12 protein-coding genes are annotated in these 17,772 nt (G+C 57.9%); 8 read left to right on the top strand and 4 right to left on the bottom strand.

Going from position 1 to position 17,772, the window contains the following annotated elements; all coding sequences use genetic code 11:
- Positions 1–9 precede the first annotated feature (9 nt).
- Positions 10–1,863, bottom strand: a complete 1,854-nt coding sequence (gene gsiA / locus PGQ95_RS05720) for a glutathione ABC transporter ATP-binding protein GsiA (RefSeq protein WP_430917234.1) — start codon at positions 1,861–1,863, stop codon at positions 10–12.
- 14 nt (positions 1,864–1,877) lie between these two features.
- A complete protein-coding gene (gene iaaA / locus PGQ95_RS05715) occupies positions 1,878–2,819 on the bottom strand; it encodes a beta-aspartyl-peptidase (protein WP_430917232.1) in 942 nt (313 codons plus the stop codon).
- A gap of 179 nt (positions 2,820–2,998) precedes the next feature.
- Between iaaA and moeA the strand changes: the two genes are divergently transcribed.
- The 6 genes from moeA to PGQ95_RS05685 all read left to right on the top strand — a co-directional run bounded on the left by moeA (position 2,999) and on the right by PGQ95_RS05685 (position 10,852).
- Complete coding sequence (gene moeA, locus PGQ95_RS05710) at positions 2,999–4,234, top strand: molybdopterin molybdotransferase MoeA (RefSeq protein ID WP_430917230.1); 1,236 nt, start codon at positions 2,999–3,001, stop codon at positions 4,232–4,234.
- Complete coding sequence (gene moeB, locus PGQ95_RS05705; protein WP_430917228.1) at positions 4,234–4,989, top strand: molybdopterin-synthase adenylyltransferase MoeB; 756 nt, start codon at positions 4,234–4,236, stop codon at positions 4,987–4,989. The genes moeA and moeB overlap by 1 nt, the downstream gene beginning before the upstream one ends.
- Positions 4,990–5,145: 156 nt before the next feature.
- Entirely contained in the window at positions 5,146–6,045 is a 900-nt protein-coding gene (locus PGQ95_RS05700) for a glycyl-radical enzyme activating protein (RefSeq protein ID WP_411326052.1), read from the top strand.
- Between the two features lie 3 nt (positions 6,046–6,048).
- Positions 6,049–8,481: a formate C-acetyltransferase/glycerol dehydratase family glycyl radical enzyme gene (locus tag PGQ95_RS05695; RefSeq protein WP_430917226.1), complete on the top strand. Its 2,433-nt coding sequence runs from the start codon at positions 6,049–6,051 to the stop codon at positions 8,479–8,481.
- 150 nt (positions 8,482–8,631) lie between these two features.
- Positions 8,632–9,447 (top strand): Cof-type HAD-IIB family hydrolase, encoded by an 816-nt coding sequence (locus PGQ95_RS05690; protein ID WP_430917224.1) that lies wholly within the window; start codon positions 8,632–8,634, stop codon positions 9,445–9,447.
- A gap of 139 nt (positions 9,448–9,586) precedes the next feature.
- Positions 9,587–10,852: a DUF1479 domain-containing protein gene (locus tag PGQ95_RS05685; RefSeq protein WP_430917222.1), complete on the top strand. Its 1,266-nt coding sequence runs from the start codon at positions 9,587–9,589 to the stop codon at positions 10,850–10,852.
- Here the strand turns inward: PGQ95_RS05685 and PGQ95_RS05680 are convergent.
- Positions 10,849–11,922, bottom strand: coding sequence for a LacI family DNA-binding transcriptional regulator (locus tag PGQ95_RS05680; RefSeq protein ID WP_087860012.1), 1,074 nt, complete (start codon positions 11,920–11,922; stop codon positions 10,849–10,851). The two genes, PGQ95_RS05685 and PGQ95_RS05680, sit on opposite strands and share 4 nt — an antisense overlap.
- 296 nt (positions 11,923–12,218) lie before the next feature.
- Here PGQ95_RS05680 and PGQ95_RS05675 point away from each other — a divergent pair, with 296 nt between their 5' ends.
- Both PGQ95_RS05675 and PGQ95_RS05670 read left to right on the top strand, forming a co-directional pair.
- The gene (locus PGQ95_RS05675; protein WP_113374838.1) at positions 12,219–13,520 is read left to right on the top strand and encodes an MFS transporter; all 1,302 of its coding nucleotides are present in this window, start codon (positions 12,219–12,221) and stop codon (positions 13,518–13,520) included.
- Between the two features lie 15 nt (positions 13,521–13,535).
- Positions 13,536–15,899, top strand: a complete 2,364-nt coding sequence (locus PGQ95_RS05670) for a TIM-barrel domain-containing protein (protein ID WP_430917220.1) — start codon at positions 13,536–13,538, stop codon at positions 15,897–15,899.
- Positions 15,900–16,032: 133 nt separating this feature from the next.
- On the opposite strand, the gene PGQ95_RS05665 is transcribed toward PGQ95_RS05670, so the two are convergent.
- Entirely contained in the window at positions 16,033–17,625 is a 1,593-nt protein-coding gene (locus PGQ95_RS05665) for an ABC-F family ATPase (RefSeq protein WP_015367567.1), read from the bottom strand.
- Positions 17,626–17,772 lie beyond the last annotated feature (147 nt).

Here is a 17,772-nt window from a genome sequence, read left to right as displayed (position 1 = left end):
GTTAGGTTGTTATCGGCTCAGTACATCGGCGGGCTCGCGGGCGACATAATGTCCCGGCGCTACCAGCTGTAACGGCGCGCTGTCGATTTCTTCTCCCGGTTTATAGATGTTCCCCGGCAGCTCGTCAGAGAGTAATACGCGCTGCGGTTGACGATGCGCCGGGTCGGCGACCGGCACCGCCGCCATCAGTTTACGGGTGTAAGGATGCTGCGGGTTTTCAAACACGGCGCGACGCGGGCCAATCTCCACGATCCGCCCGCGATACATTACCGCCACGCGGTGGCTGATGCGCTCCACCACCGCCATGTCATGGGAAATAAACAGAAATGCGATGCCCATTTCACGCTGTAAATCGAGCAGCAGATTAATAATCTGCGCGCGAATCGACACGTCCAGCGCCGACACCGACTCATCGGCGATCACCACTTTCGGATTGAGCGCCAGTGCGCGGGCGATACAGATACGCTGCCGCTGGCCGCCGGAAAACTCATGCGGATAACGCCACGCGTGTTCCGCCTCCAGCCCCACGCGCTGCAACAGCCAGGCGACGCGTTCGCGAGCCGCATCCCCTTCCAGCAAACCATGCACGCGCAGCGGCTCCATAATGGAATAACCGACCGTCTGCCGCGGATCGAGCGAGGCGTAAGGATCCTGAAAAATAAACTGAATGTCGCGGCGCAGCGTCTGCAGCTTGCCGCCGGACAGCGCATCAATACGCTGGCCGTTAAAGGTGATACTGCCGCCCTGCGCTTCCACCAGCCGCAGCAGCGCCCGCCCGGTAGTCGATTTACCGCAGCCTGATTCGCCGACCAGCGACAGCGTTTCGCCCGGCCACAGATCGAAACTCACTTTTTCCACCGCGTGCACTTCGCGGGTGACGCGGTTGAGAATACCGCCGCGGATCGGGAAACGCGCGACCAAATCGCGCACCTGTAAAATCGGTTTGCCGGCGACCACGGTATTCTGTTCCGGCTGCTGGGTCACACCGTCGTTGAGCAGCGGGAAGCGCCGCGGTAAATCGCTGCCGCGCATTGAGCCGAGCTTCGGTACCGCCGCCAGTAGCGCCTGGGTATAAGGGTGCTGCGGGGCGCGAAAAATATCGTCGACGCGCCCGCTTTCAACCGCTTCGCCGCGATACATCACCAGCACACGATCGGCGATCTCCGCCACCACGCCCATATCGTGAGTGATAAACATCACCCCCATCGCCATCTCTTTTTGCAATGCGGCGATAAGCTGCAGGATCTGCGCCTGAATAGTGACGTCCAGCGCGGTGGTAGGTTCATCGGCAATCAGTACCGCCGGTCGACACGATAACGCCATGGCGATCATCACCCGCTGGCGCATGCCGCCGGAAAGCTGATGCGGGTAACGTGAAAGCATCGCTTCCGCTTCCGGAATACGCACCCGTTCGAGCATCTTTTTAGCTTCCTGCAGCGCCTCGTCATGGCGCAGTCCCTGATGGAGACGGATAGATTCGGCAATCTGTTCGCCGATGGTGAATACCGGATTCAGCGAGGTCATCGGCTCCTGAAAAATCATCGCCACGTCCGCGCCGCGAACCTGACGCATCTGCCCCGCCGTTTGTGCATTAATATCAATCACCTGACGGTTGCGTCGACGTAGCAGCAACGCCTCGCTGCTGACCTCGCTGACCGCCTCGTCGAGCAGGCGCATCAACGCCAGGGCGGTCACTGATTTTCCGGAACCGGACTCGCCGACGATAGCTAGCGTCTCGCCGCGGCGAAGGCTGAACGACAGGTTACGCACCGCGGAAACGCGCTGCCGCTGCTGGCTAAAGGCGACGTTAAGATCGCGTACCACCAGCACATCGTCTTCATCAATTTCATGACTTTGCGGCAAGCTCGCTTCTCCTTTTATTCGCGATAAATTCCAATCGTCGGCGTATCGCCCGCATAACACCACGCCCGGTACATACCTTCGCTATTGAAAGGCAGCACGACATTCCCCTCGCGGTCCACGGCGATAAGACCCCCGCTGCCGCCCAGCGCCGGCAGTTTTTCCTGCACCACCCGCTCGCAGGCCTCAAACAGGCTGAGATTGCCGTACTCCATCAACGCCGAAATGTCGTAAGCGGCGAGCGTGCGCATGAACACTTCGCCAGTGCCAGTGCAGGAGACCGCGACGCTGGCATTATTGGCATAGCAGCCGGCGCCCGGCAGCGGGCTATCGCCGACGCGACCGGGCAGTTTATTAGTCATTCCGCCGGTGGAGGTCGCTGCCGCCAGATTACCGGCCAGATCCAGCGCCACCGCGCCAACGGTGCCCATTTTGTGGCGTTCGTCGAGCGGCGCGGCATGGTGGTCGAGAATAATCTCGCCGCCCTCTTTCGCCTGCTGTAACTGCAGAAGCCGCTCGGTGGTAGAAAATAACTCGTTTTCAACAAGCGTCATCCCGCGCGAGGCGGCAAACTTTTCCGCCCCTTCGCCGATGAGCAGCACGTGCGGGCTCTCTTCCAGCACCAGACGCGCCGCCAGCACCGGGTTACGCAGATGCTTTACGCCAGCCACCGCGCCGGCCTGCAGGCTATAGCCATCCATCACGCAGGCATCCAGTTCGTGCGTTTGATCGTGGGTAAATACCGAGCCTATCCCGGCGTTAAACAGCGGGCACTCTTCCAGCAGACGTACCGCTTCTGTCACCGCATCCAGCGCGCTGGCGCCTGCTGCCAACATTTTTTGCCCACTGTCGACGATGGCCGACAGCGCGGCTACAAACTCGCGTTCGCGCTCCGGCGACATCTGCGCTCGGCTAATCGCGCCGGCGCCGCCGTGGATTGCTATTACCGCCTTACCCATTCGATCTTTCCTTTGCCATAAACTGTATAGATATCATTATACTGACTAACCTTTTATACATTTTTTGAATATAGAAAGAGCATCCGGTGATGTAAAGCCTCGTACCGCAGTGGCATACAGTCGCCGGCGCTTTTCTGCCATAATAGGCGTTTTCGACGTTTTGCCAGCAGGAGTAACCCATGGATTTTACCGCCGGACTGATGCCGCTCGACACAGCCCTGACTCAGATGCTCGACCGTATTTCGCCGCTGCAGGCTACGGAAACCCTGCCGCTGCTGCAGGCCTTTTCGCGCGTGACCGCCCATGATGTCGTTTCGCCGCTGGACGTCCCCGGTTTTGATAACTCAGCGATGGACGGCTATGCCGTGCGCCTGGCCGACCTCACCGACGGCGCGTCGCTGCCGGTTGCCGGTAAGGCCTTTGCCGGCCAACCGTTCCACGACGCCTGGCCGGCGGGCACCTGTATCCGCATCATGACCGGCGCGCCGGTGCCTGAAGGCTGCGACGCGGTGGTCATGCAGGAAGAAACGGAACAAAGCGATGCGGGCGTGCGCTTCATCGCGCCGGTGAAAGCCGGGCAAAATATACGCCGTCGCGGCGAAGATATCGCCAACGGCGCGGTAGTATTCCCGGCAGGGACTCGTCTTACCGTTGCGGAACTGCCGGTGCTGGCATCGCTGGGTATTGCCGACGTCGAGGTAGTCCGTAAAGTGCGCGTCGCGGTCTTCTCGACCGGGGATGAACTCCAGTTGCCGGGCCAACCGCTCGGCGACGGCCAGATTTATGACACTAACCGCCTGGCGGTACATCTGATGCTCGAACAGCTGGGCTGCGAGGTCATCAACCTCGGTATTATTCCTGACGATCCGGCGAAGCTGCGCGACGCCTTTATCGCCGCCGACCAGCAGGCCGATGTAGTGATTAGTTCCGGCGGCGTCTCCGTGGGCGAAGCCGATTACACCAAAACTATCCTCGAAGAACTGGGCGAGATCGGCTTCTGGAAGCTGGCGATTAAGCCGGGTAAACCGTTCGCCTTCGGCAAGCTCAGCAACAGCTGGTTCTGCGGCCTGCCGGGCAATCCGGTTTCCGCCACCTTAACCTTCTATCAACTGGTACAGCCGCTGCTGGCCAAGCTCTCCGGCAACCGCGGTCAAACCCAGTCGATGCGTCTGCGCGTGCGCGCCGCCAGCCGGCTGAAAAAATCGCCGGGCCGCCTCGACTTCCAGCGCGGCGTGCTGCAGCGCAATCCGGAAGGCGAACTGGTGGTGAGCACCACCGGCCATCAGGGCTCGCACATTTTCAGCTCATTCAGCCTCGGTAACTGCTTTATCGTACTGGAGCGCGAACGCGGCAACGTCGAAGCGGGCGAATGGGTCGAAGTCGAGCCCTTTAATCACCTGTTTGGGGGGCTGTAATGGCCGTTGAGCTGAGCGACGAGGAGATGCTGCGTTATAACCGGCAGATCGTACTGCGAGGGTTTGATTTCGACGGTCAGGAGCGGTTAAAAGCCGCTCGCGTACTGGTCGTCGGCCTCGGCGGGCTCGGCTGCGCCGCCGCTCAATATCTGGCGGCGGCCGGGGTGGGTCAGCTCACCCTGCTGGATTTCGATACCGTTTCGTTATCCAATCTACAACGTCAGACGCTGCACAGCGACGCGACCATCGGCCAGCCGAAGGTCGATTCTGCCCGCGATGCGCTGGCGCGCATTAACCCGCACGTCCGGCTGGTCACCATCGATGCAATGCTGGATGACGCGGCGCTGGCAACGCAGATTGCCGACCACCATCTGGTGCTGGACTGTACCGACAACGTTGCTGTTCGCAATCAGCTTAACGCCGGCTGCTTCCAGCACAAAACCCCGCTGGTCTCCGGCGCGGCGATTCGTATGGAAGGGCAAATCAGCGTCTTTACTTATCAGGACGGCGAGCCCTGCTATCGCTGCCTGAGCCGCCTGTTCGGCGAAAACGCCCTCACCTGCGTCGAAGCCGGGGTGATGGCGCCGCTGGTCGGCACTATCGGTTCACTGCAGGCCATGGAGGCGATTAAACTGCTGACCGGTTACGGCACCCCCGCCAGGGGCAAAATCGTGATGTATGACGCGATGAGCTGCCAGTTTCGCGAAATGAAGCTGATGCGCCACCCGCAGTGCGAGGTGTGCGGTTCGCGCTAATTTCCCGCCGCCGGCGAGCCAGGTCGCCGGTTATTTTGTGAACCACACCGTTCTTTTTCTTCCCGTCTCTTTTACCCACACCGCTTGTTGATTTGCGTCAATATAACTTTCATTCGAAAGTTATTTAATCTTCATATGCAAATAAGAGGGTAAATCATGATCTTCAACATCCAGCGCTACTCCACCCATGACGGCCCGGGGATCCGTACCGTCGTATTCCTTAAAGGCTGTTCGCTGGGCTGTCGTTGGTGTCAGAACCCGGAAAGCCGCGCCCGCAACGAAGACCTGCTGTACGACGCGCGGCTATGTCTTGACGGCTGCGAGCTGTGCCAGCAGGCGGCGCCGGAGGTGATTATCCGTACCCTCGACGGCCTGATTATCTATCGGCAAAACGTCAACGAGCGCCATATTGCCGCGCTACGCGACTGCTGCCCCACTACCGCGTTGACGGTCTGCGGCGAGGAAAAAAGCGTGGCGGAAATTATGGCGACGGTGCTACGCGATAAGCCGTTTTACGATCGCAGCGGCGGCGGCATTACCCTTTCCGGCGGCGAGCCCTTTATGAACCCGACGCTGGCGCAGGCGCTGTTCGAAGCCAGCCATAAGGCGGGCATTCACACCGCCGTGGAAACCTGCCTGCACGTACCGTGGAAGTACATTGAACCCTCTTTACCGTTTGTCGATCTGTTTCTGGCCGACCTGAAGCACGTTGACGATGCCGTCTTCCAGCAGTGGACCGACGGCAGCGCCCGCCGGGTAATGAATAACCTGCAGCGCCTGGCGCAGGCAGGGAAAAAAATCATCATTCGCGTCCCATTAATTCAGGGATTTAACGCCAACGAAGCCGACATTACCGCGATTACCGATTTTGCCGCCGACCGCCTGAAGGTCAGCGAAATCCATTTCCTGCCGTACCACACGCTGGGAATGAATAAATACCAATTACTCAGTCAGCCCTATACCGCACCGGAAAAACCGCTGGCCGCTCCCGAGCTGCTGGCCTTTGCGCAGCAGTACGCGCAAAGCAAAGGTTTAACGGCGACCCTACGAGGATAACTTATGACCACCTTAAAACTGGATACTCTGAGCGCCCGCATTCAGGCGCATAAAATGGCGCTGGTACATATCGTTAAGCCGCCGGTCTGTACCGAGCGCGCCCAACACTATACCGCCGCCTATCAGCAACATCTCGATAAACCGATTCCGGTACGTCGCGCGCTGGCGCTGGCGCATCACCTGGCGGAACGCACTATCTGGATCAAGCACGATGAGCTGATCGTCGGCAACCAGGCCAGCGAAGTTCGCGCCGCGCCGATATTCCCGGAATATACCGTCAGCTGGATTGAGAAAGAGATCGACGATCTCGCCGACCGTCCGGGCGCCGGTTTCTCGGTCAGCGAAGAGAATAAGCGCGTATTACATGAAGTGTGCCCATGGTGGCGCGGGCAGACCGTTCAGGACCGCTGCTACGGCATGTTTACCGACGAACAAAAAGCGCTGCTCGCTACCGGCATTATCAAAGCCGAAGGTAACATGACCTCCGGCGACGCCCACCTGGCGGTCAACTATCCGCTGCTGCTGGAAAAAGGGCTCGACGGTATGCGCGCGAAGGTCGCTGAACGCCGCTCGCGCATTAATTTGACGGTACTGGAAGATCTGCACGGCGAGCAGTTCCTGAAAGCTATCGATATCGTGCTCGCGGCAGTGAGCGAACACAGCAAACGCTTCGCCACGCTGGCGCGTGACATGGCGGCCCAGGAGCCGCGCGAACTTCGCCGCGACGAACTGCTGGCCATTGCCGAAAACTGCGAGATCATCGCCCACGAGCCGCCAAAAACCTTCTGGCAGGCGCTGCAGCTCTGCTACTTCATTCAGTTGATCCTGCAGATTGAATCCAACGGCCACTCGGTCTCCTTTGGCCGCATGGACCAGTACCTCTATCCGTACTACCGCCGCGACGTTGAACTGCAGCAATCGTTGGATCGCGAACAGGCCATCGAGCTGCTGCATTGCTGCTGGCTGAAGCTGCTGGAGGTCAACAAAATTCGCTCCGGCTCGCACTCCAAAGCTTCTGCCGGCAGCCCGCTGTACCAGAACGTCACCATCGGCGGGCAAAATCTGGTCGACGGCCAACCGCAGGACGCCGTCAACCCGCTGTCGTACGCGATCCTCGAATCCTGCGGCCGCCTGCGCTCGACCCAGCCGAACCTCAGCGTGCGTTACCACGCCGGGATGAGCAACGACTTCCTCGACGCCTGCGTGCAGGTGATCCGCTGCGGTTTCGGCATGCCGGCGTTTAACAATGATGAAATCGTCATTCCGGAATTTATCAAGCTCGGCATTGAGCCGCAGGACGCCTACGATTACGCCGCTATCGGCTGCATCGAAACCGCGGTAGGCGGCAAATGGGGCTATCGCTGCACCGGCATGAGCTTTATTAACTTCGCGCGGGTGATGCTGGCGACGCTGGAAGGCGGCCGCGATGCCACCAGCGGCCAGGTATTCCTTGCCCAACAACATGCGCTGTCGAAAGGCAACTTCGCTAACTTCGACCAGGTGCTGGAAGACTGGGACACCCAGATCCGCTACTACACCCGTAAATCCATCGAGATTGAGTACGTTGTCGATACCATGCTGGAAGAGAACGTCCACGATATTCTTTGCTCAGCGTTAGTTGATGACTGCATCGAACGGGCGAAAAGCATCAAGCAGGGCGGCGCGAAATATGACTGGGTTTCCGGCCTGCAGGTCGGGATCGCCAACCTCGGCAACAGCCTGGCGGCGGTGAAAAAACTGGTCTTCGATCAGGGCGTTATCGGCCAGCAGGAACTGGCGAAGGCGCTGGCGGAAGATTTTGCCGGCCTGACCCACGAGCAGTTACGTCAGCGCTTGATCAACGGCGCGCCGAAGTACGGTAACGACGACGATAGCGTCGATATTCTGCTGGCCCGCGCCTATCAGACTTATATCGACGAGCTGAAGCAGTACCATAACCCGCGTTACGGCCGCGGCCCGATTGGCGGTAACTATTACGCCGGTACGTCGTCTATCTCCGCGAACGTCCCGTTCGGCGCGCAAACCATGGCGACGCCGGATGGCCGCAAAGCGCATGCGCCGCTGGCGGAAGGGGCCAGCCCGGCCTCCGGTACCGATCACCTGGGGCCAACGGCGGTTATCAGTTCGGTAGGCAAACTGCCGACCGGCGCGATCCTCGGCGGCGTGCTGCTCAACCAGAAGCTGAATCCTTCCACGCTGGAGAACGAGTCTGATAAGCAAAAGCTGATGGTGCTGCTGCGTACTTTCTTTGAAGTGCACAAAGGCTGGCATATTCAGTACAACATCGTGTCACGCGAAACGCTGCTGGAAGCCAAGAAACACCCTGACCAGTACCGCGATTTAGTGGTCCGCGTCGCCGGATACTCGGCGTTCTTCACCGCCCTGTCGCCGGATACCCAGGACGATATTATCGCCCGAACCGAACATACGCTGTAAGGAAAATACCCGGCCGGCGCTGCGCTGAGCCGGGTGACATCTTCTGTACCCGTTGATAATGGGATAAACTTTCATTCGAAATAAATTTGTGCTCCCCATCACATTGTAATTAGAATGTTACTGGTCGAAGTTAAGCCAGGAGCACCTCTTATGACCGTTAAAGTTATCGTCACCGATATGGACGGAACTTTTCTCAATGACGCCAAGCTGTATGACCGCCCGCGTTTCCTCGCGCAGTTTGCGCAGCTTAAACAGCAAGGTATTGAATTTGTTGTCGCCAGCGGCAACCAGTACTATCAGCTGATCTCATTTTTCCCGGAAATCCGCGAGCAGATTTCGTTCGTCGCAGAAAACGGCGCTCTGGTTTACGAGCATGGCAAACAGGTGTTCCACGGCGAACTGACCCGTCACGAATCACAGGTGGTGATTGGCGAACTGCTAAAAGACCCGCAGCTCAACTTTGTCGCCTGCGGCCTGCAAAGCGCATACGTGAGCGATAAAGCCCCGGACGCCTTTGTTGAGCTGATGTCGAAGCACTACCATCGTCTGCAGCGGGTAAGCGATTACCATCGCATCGACGATACGCTATTCAAATTCTCCCTCAACTTGCCGGATAGCGATATTCCACAGCTTATCGATAAACTGCACGTCTCGCTCGACGGGATCATGAAGCCGGTCACCAGCGGCTTTGGCTTTGTCGATTTGATTATCCCCGGCCTGCATAAAGCCAACGGCATCAGCCGCCTGCTCAAACGCTGGAACCTTTCGCCGCAGCAATGCGTAGCAATTGGCGACAGCGGCAATGACGCCGAAATGTTAAAACTGGTGAAATATGCTTTTGCTATGGCCAACGCCGCCGACAGCATCAAAGCCATCGCCGGTTTCACCACCGATGACAATAACCACGACGGCGCGTTGAAGGTGATTCAGGCCGTTCTCGATAAGACCTCCCCTTTCAACGACTGATCCTGTGCCGGGGTATCCGCCCCGGCTTTTCCATTTTGTGCGCCGCTGCATAATTTTAAACTTGCATTAACTCTAATTTAACTTAAATTAACGTTTGTAAGATTTATTACTTTCGAATGAAAGATACAGCGAGGTGATTATGGCTGCTCTCCCTACCCACGAAACATTACCTGCCGACCACAAAGCGGCGATTCGCCAGATGAAACAGGCGCTACGGGCGCAAATCGGCGATGTCCAGGCGGTATTCGATAGACTCTCGGCGCGCATCAGCGAGCGCCTGGACGAGATTAATGCCCTGAAAGCCGCGGGTCAGGAAGTCTGGCCGGTAATCCCGTTTAGCGATATCGCCCAGGGTAAAGTGAGCGAGGCGCAGCGTGAGGCGATTAAGCGCCGCGGTTGCGCGGTTATCAAAGGCCACTACCCGCGCGAACAGGCGCTGGCCTGGGATAACGCGATGCTGGAATACCTGGACCTGAACCATTTCGACGACGTTTACAAAGGGCCCGGCGACAGCTTCTTCGGCTCGCTGGAGGCTTCGCGCCCGGAGATCTATCCGATCTACTGGTCACCCTCGCAAATGCAGGCGCGCCAAAGCGATGAAATGGCTGCGGTACAATCCTTCCTTAACCGCCTGTGGCGCTTTGAGCAGGACGGCAAACGCTGGTTCGATCCGGATGTCAGCGTGATTTACCCTGACCGCATCCGCCGCCGCCCGCCGGGAACCACGTCAAAGGGGCTGGGCGCACATACCGATTCCGGAGCGCTGGAGCGCTGGTTGCTTCCCGCTTATCAGCAGGTTTTCGCCAACGTCTTTAATGGCAATATCGACGCCTACGATCCGTGGGACGCGGCGCACCGTACCGAAGTGGAAGAGTACACCGTCGATAACACCACCAAATGTTCGGTCTTCCGCACCTTCCAGGGCTGGACGGCGCTGTCGGACATGATCCCCGGTCAAGGGCTACTGCACGTGGTGCCGATCCCGGAGGCGATGGCTTACGTTCTGCTGCGTCCGCTGCTGGATGATGTGCCAGAAGATGAACTGTGCGGCGTCGCGCCGGGCAAGGTGCTGCCTATCTCTGAGCAATGGCATCCATTGCTCATCAAAGCGCTAAGCTCGATTCCCGCGCTGAATGCCGGTGATTCCGTCTGGTGGCACTGCGATGTCATTCACTCGGTCGCGCCGGTGGAAAATCAACAGGGCTGGGGCAACGTCATGTACATCCCGGCCGCGCCGATGTGCGAGAAGAATCTCGCCTACGCGCAGAAGGTAAAAATCGCGCTGGAAAAAGGCGCGTCTCCCGGGGATTTCCCGCGCGAGGATTATGAATGCGACTGGGAGGCGCGCTTCACCGTTGCCGATCTTAACGAGCACGGCAAACGCGCATTGGGCATGAAGATCTAATCATCATACAGACCTTGCTGTTCTACGGCGGTATGGCTCTTGCCTGGCCGGATCCGCCGCACCGAATCGCGTACCACCAGGGCGCCGTGCAGTAGTAGCGAACCGTGCGGCGCTTCCGGGCGCAGCAGACGCTGCTGGAGAAGATGCACCGCCTCGCTGCCGAGCTCATCCCGCGGCACATGAATCGCCGTCAGCGGCACGTCCTGAATCGCCGCCAGATTAAAACCGTCGATACTCATCACCGAGACATCCTGCGGCACCCGCAGGCCTCGTTTTTGCAGCGCGCTGACGGTACCGGCGGCCATAAAATCGCCGCCCACCAGGAATGCCGTCGGCATCGGGCGCCCCTGTAAAGCATCGAGCCAGGCACCGACCTGCTCTTCCGTTTCTCTGGCGCTAAAATTAGCGACGCTAATCAGGTCGCGGCTACTGGTAAACCGCAGGTTGCACGCGCGCCACGCCTCTTTAATACCCACCAGCCGTAGCTCCATAGTATAGCGGCGCAGGCACATCACGTTCATTACCGCCTGATGGCCCATATCAAACAGATAACGAGCGGCGCACTGACCAATCAGGCGATGGTCAGGCGCAATGGAAGGAAGCCGCATCCCCTCATCCCGGCAATTGATTAATACACAAGGTTTGCCAAGATCCGCCGCCAGCGCGTGGATATGCCGATCGTCGATACCCAGTAATACCGCCGCCTGGGTGTCGGTCTCGTTCATGCGGGCCAGAAACAGATTGGCGTCGCTGTCGTTTTCTTCCAGCGCGCAATAACGCAGACGCACTTCATGCGGCGCCAGCGCGTTATTAATACTCTGGATGACGCGGTAGTAGAAAATATCTGAACGTTCGTCGAAGGCCCGCTGTGGCGCAAAAATCAGCAGGTTGTTGAGCAGTAGCCGCCCGGCGGCCAATCCCTGCATCACCCCAAGTTCACGGGCGCAGGCCAATACCGCCTGACGGGCCTTTTCGCTGGTATTCGCTTTTCCGGCTAACACACGCGAAACCGTACTGGCCGACAGCCCGGTGCGGGCGGCAATTTCCGCGACTCGCAGCTTTTTGTCCATTCTGTGATCCAGCTCCAATTCAAAAATGAAAGAATTTTCATAGTCGCTAAACCCTGACCAACAAGCAAATACTCCGCCAAATTATGAGAACTACGTCATCTCATGAAAAATTTTGCATAAATAGCGCTACTGCCTGCCGACTTTCTCCCTTATTTTGAATTGGTCCAATATCTTCCATACTAGTTATACCAATAGATATTGAAATAAAAACAAATAATTCAAATGGTTAGAACTATTACGTGACGACCCAGCGCCTGGGTCGTCACTTCCCCCTACAACGTCTTGTGGAGAGTTCTATGAGTCAAGGCCTCAACAATGATATGGCAGTCAGCAAAACGCGCCGGGTAGTGAAAAACCTGCGCTGGTGGGTGCTGGTACTGTTTTTACTTGGCGTCACCGTCAACTACATCACACGTAACTCGCTGGGGATTATCGCCCCGGAACTGAAAGCCACACTCGGTATTACCACCGAGCAATATTCGTGGATCGTCGGCGCATTTCAGCTGGCTTATACCATCTTCCAACCGCTGTGCGGCTGGCTTATCGACGTCATCGGGCTCAAGCTGGGCTTTATGGTTTGCGCCACGCTGTGGGCGGTAGCCTGTATCGCGCACGCCGGCGCCGGCAGTTGGCTGCATCTGGCTATTTTGCGCTTCTTTATGGGTGGCGCGGAGGCGGCCGCCACCCCGGCTAACGCTAAAACCATCGGCGAGTGGTTCCCGAAATCCGAACGGCCGATTGCCGCCGGCTGGGCTGGCGTCGGCTTTTCTATCGGCGCGATGCTGGCGCCGCCTATCATCTACTTCGCCCACGCCTCCTTCGGCTGGCAGGGCGCGTTTATGTTTACCGGCGTGCTGGCGCTGCTATGGGTGGTGCTGTGGTGGGTGTTCTACCAGAGCCCGGAAAAACACCCGAATCTCAGCCAAGGCGAGCTGGAGTACATCAAGCAGGATAACGAAGCGCCGCCGGTGAAGCTGCCCTTTTTTACCGCGCTAAAAACCGTCTCGAAGAATAAACGTTTCTACGGTATCGCCATCCCCGCTTTTATGGCCGAGCCCGCCTGGGCGGTGCTGAGCTTCTGGGTGCCGCTGTACCTGGCGAAAGAGCACGGTATGGATCTTAAACAGATAGCGATGTTCGCCTGGCTGCCGTTCCTCGCCGCCGACCTTGGCAGCGTGGTCAGCGGCTACCTCACCCGCCTGTACGTCCGTTGGTTCGGCTGTACGCGAGTCAACTCGGTCATCGCCAGTTCCGTTACCGGCGCGTTTCTGATGATCTCGCTGGCGCTGGTCGCCATTACCCGCGATCCCTATATCACCATCATCCTGATCTCCATTGGCGGTTTCGGCCACCAGATCATCTCCTGCATGCTCAGCGCGCTGGTGGTGGAGTCTTTCGACAAGGGACAAATGGCGACGGTCAACGGTATGCGCGGTTCCGCGGCGTGGATCGCCAGCTTCCTGTTCTCATTATTAATCGGGGTGACCGCCGACAAAATCGGCTTCAACCCGCTGTTTATCGCCATGGGGTTCTTTGACCTGATTGGCGCCGTTTTCCTGGTGGCATTTATTGCTGAACGTCGCGCCAAGCGCGCCTGAGAGTGGATGTAAAATATGAAGACGTTGAAACACTGGAGTTTGCACCAACAGCTGGAGCATCACGTTGAACTGACCGTTGATGGTCAGCACACTTTGTGTCTGTATGTGCTGGAAGAGAATTTATTCCGCGTCCTGCTGAAGCGCCAGGGCCAACTGGCGCTGGATCGCACATGGAGTATCGCCCCGCAGCAGGATGTCCCGTGGGAAGGCCGCGCGCGGGATGACCTCAGCGGTTTTAGCCTCCCGGCCTGGCAGATGACCAAAGAAGATGACGCGCTGACCATCGCCACCCGCCAGCTGCGCGTCACCGTCCACCAGCCGCTTTGGCTGGAGTGGAGCTATCGCGACGACGCCGGCGAGTGGCAGACGCTCGCCAATGACCGCCCAACCAGCGCCTATCTGGCAAATGCCCACGGGGATGGCGTCGCCCATTATCTCAGCCGTCGTAAAGATGAGCGTTTCTATGGTCTGGGTGAAAAGGCCGGCGACCTGCAGCGTAACGGTAAGCGCTACGAAATGCGTAACCTCGATGCCATGGGCTACAACGCCGTCAGCACAGACCCGCTGTATAAACATATTCCGTTTACCATCACGCAGCGCAGCGATATCAGCTACGGCCTGTTCTATGACAACCTGAGCAGCTGCTGGCTGGATCTGGGTAATGAAATCGACAACTACCACACCGCCTATCGCCGCTGGCAGGCGGAAGCCGGCGACATCGATTATTACCTGTTTACCGGTAAGCAGGTGCTGGATGTGACCAAGGCGTTCGTCCGTCTGACCGGTAAAACCCTCTTTGGGCCAAAATGGAGCCTCGGCTACAGCGGTTCGACGATGCACTATACCGACGCGCCGGATGCGCAAAATCAGCTGATGAATTTTATCCGCCTGTGCGAGCAGCATGCGATCCCCTGTGATTCGTTCCAGCTCTCTTCCGGCTATACCTCAATCAACGGCAAGCGCTACGTCTTTAACTGGAACTACGACAAGGTGCCGCAGCCAAAAGTGATGAGCCAGTCGTTCCACGATGCCGGGCTGAAACTGGCTGCCAATATCAAACCGTGCCTGCTGCAGGATCACCCGCGCTATGGCGAAGTGGCGGAACGCGGCCTCTTTATTCGCGATTCGCAAACCGATGCTCCCGAACGTTCCAGCTTCTGGGACGATGAAGGTTCGCATCTCGACTTCACCAACCCGCACACCGTGACCTGGTGGCAAGAAGGCGTAACCACCCAGCTACTGGAGATGGGTATCGATTCGACCTGGAATGATAATAACGAGTATGAGGTATGGGACGGCGAAGCGCGTTGCTACGGCTTTGGCCGCGAAATCGCCATTAAGCATATTCGCCCGGTGATGCCGCTATTAATGATGCGCGCCTCGCTGGAAGCGCAGCAGCGTTTTGCGCCGCAAAAGCGCCCGTATCTGATCTCCCGCTCCGGCTGTGCCGGGATGCAGCGCTACGTACAGACCTGGAGCGGCGACAACCGCACCAACTGGGATACGCTGCGCTATAACACCCGTATGGGATTAGGGATGAGTCTTTCCGGGCTGTTTAACGTCGGCCATGACGTCGGCGGATTCTCCGGCGATAAACCCGAGCCAGAACTGTTCGTTCGCTGGGTGCAAAACGGCGTGATGCATCCGCGCTTTACCATTCACTCGTGGAATGACGACCAGACGGTCAATGAACCCTGGATGTACCCGGAAATCACCCCGGCGATCCGCTCTGCCATCGAGCTGCGCTACCGTCTGCTGCCCTATTTGTACACCCTGTTATGGCAGGCGCATGCCGATGACGAACCCATGTTGCGCCCGACCTTCCTCGATCACCAGCACGATACCCAGACCTTCGCCGAGTGTGATGACTTCATGCTGGGGCGCGATCTGCTGGTGGCAAGCGTAGTAGAGCCCGGCGCCCGTCAGCGCCAGCTGTGGCTGCCCGATAATCAGGACGGCTGGTACGATTTTTACAGCCACCAGTGGTTCGCCGGTGGTCAGTGGGTGACGCTGGACGCGCCGCTGGAAAAACTGCCGCTGCTGGTCCGCGCCGGCGCCGGTCTGCCGCTCAGTGAACGTATCAACCACGTCGATGCGCAAAAAGACGATCGTCGCGAACTGCAGTTGTTCCCGCTGAAAGGTACCGGCTCAACCCGCGGCCTGCTGTTTGAAGACGACGGCGAAAGCTGGGGCTATAAAGAAGGGGATGCGCTATGGCTGGAGTGGGAAATGACCTGCAGCGCCACTAGTGTAAACCTGAATATTAACGCTCGCGGCAACTATCGCCCGGCGTGGAAAGCGCTGAAGCTGTTATTACCAGCGGGAGAAAAACGCCAACTGCTGGTGAATGGCGTCGAAGGGACCGAGTGGAGACTCTGACCAAGTCCCGCTGAAACTGCCGGTATTGGTGGTCTCGAAATCCCCGGTGGCACTACCGCTTACCGGGGCTACAGCACTATGCTGTTTGGTAGCCCGGGTAAGGCGTAGCCGCCACCCGGGTAACGGAGAGGGATTACTCGATACCTTTACTGCGCAGGTAATCTTCGTAGTTGCCGCTGAAATCGATGACGCGTTCTGGGGTGATCTCCAGTACGCGAGTCGCCAGCGAGCTAACGAACTCACGGTCGTGAGAAACGAAAATCAGGGTGCCCTGATACATCTCCAGCGCCATGTTCAGCGATTCGATCGATTCCATATCCAGGTGGTTAGTCGGTTCATCCATCACCAGGATGTTCGGTTTCTGCATCATCAGCTTACCGAACAGCATGCGTCCTTTCTCGCCGCCGGAGAGGACTTTCGCCGGCTTTTTAATATCGTCCTGGCTAAACAACAGACGACCAAGGATACTGCGTACCGCCTGCTCGTCATCGCCTTCCTGTTTCCACTGGCTCATCCAGTCAAAGACCGTCAGGTCGTTCTCGAAATCTTCGGCATGATCCTGAGCGTAGTAACCGATACGGGCGTTTTCGGACCACTTGACGGTCCCGTTATCCGCTTCCAGTTCGCCGACCAGCGTTTTCAGCATCGTTGATTTACCGACGCCGTTGGTCCCCAGTACCGCCAGCTTTTCGCCAACTTCCAGCAGCAGATTAACCCCTTTGAACAGCGGGCCGTTATCAAAGCCTTTCGCCAACGCTTCCACTTCCAGCGCGTTACGGAACAGTTTCTTATCCTGTTCGAAGCGAATGAACGGGTTCTGACGGCTGGAGGCTTTCACTTCATCCAGCTTAATTTTATCAATCTGACGGGCACGGGAAGTCGCCTGACGCGATTTTGAAGCGTTGGCGCTAAAACGGCTAACAAAGGCCTGCAGGTCGGCAATTTGCGCTTTCTTCTTGGCGTTATCGGCCAGCAGACGCTCACGCGCCTGGGTCGCCGCGGTCATATATTCGTCATAGTTGCCCGGATACACGCGCAGTTCGCCGTAATCGAGATCCGCCATATGAGTGCAGACCATGTTCAGGAAGTGACGGTCGTGCGAAATGATAATCATGGTGCTGTCACGTTCGTTCAGCACCTGCTCCAGCCAGCGAATGGTATCGATGTCGAGGTTGTTCGTCGGTTCATCGAGCAGCAGGATATCCGGATTGGAGAACAGCGCCTGCGCCAGCAGGACACGCAGTTTCCACCCCGGCGCGACTTCGCTCATTGGGCCGTAATGTTGCTCCACCGGAATACCGACGCCGAGCAGCAGTTCACCGGCGCGCGCTTCGGCGGAATAGCCGTCCATCTCGCCGTATTTTACTTCCAGGTCGGCCACTTTATAGCCGTCTTCCTCGCTCATTTCCGGCAGCGCGTAGATGCGATCGCGCTCTTGCTTCACTTCCCACAGCTCGCCGTGGCCCATGATAACCGTATCCAGCACGGTGAACTCTTCGAAGGCGAACTGATCCTGGCGCAGCTTACCGATACGCTCGTTCGGGTCGAGCGAAACGTTGCCCAGCGTCGGCTCAAGATCGCCGCCGAGGATCTTCATAAACGTGGATTTGCCGCTGCCGTTGGCGCCAATCAGGCCGTAGCGGTTGCCGCCGCCAAATTTGACGGAGATGTTTTCAAACAGCGGCTTACTGCCAAACTGCATGGTGACGTTGCTGGATACTAGCACGAGGATATCCTGAAAATAGAGAATTAGGGATGTGATGAACCAGACATTATGCCAGCAAATGGTTCACTTTTCACGGGCTGCGGTAAAAAGCCCGCCAATAACTATGCTATGGTCAGGGTTTTACCGCAAAATGACCGATTGCTAAGA

It is taken from the genome of Klebsiella sp. 141240 (assembly GCF_050600805.1).
Classification (GTDB): Bacteria; Pseudomonadota; Gammaproteobacteria; order Enterobacterales; family Enterobacteriaceae; genus Klebsiella; species Klebsiella aerogenes.
Note: the sequence above shows the minus strand (reverse complement) of the source record. Positions and strands in the feature narration are given on the sequence as shown.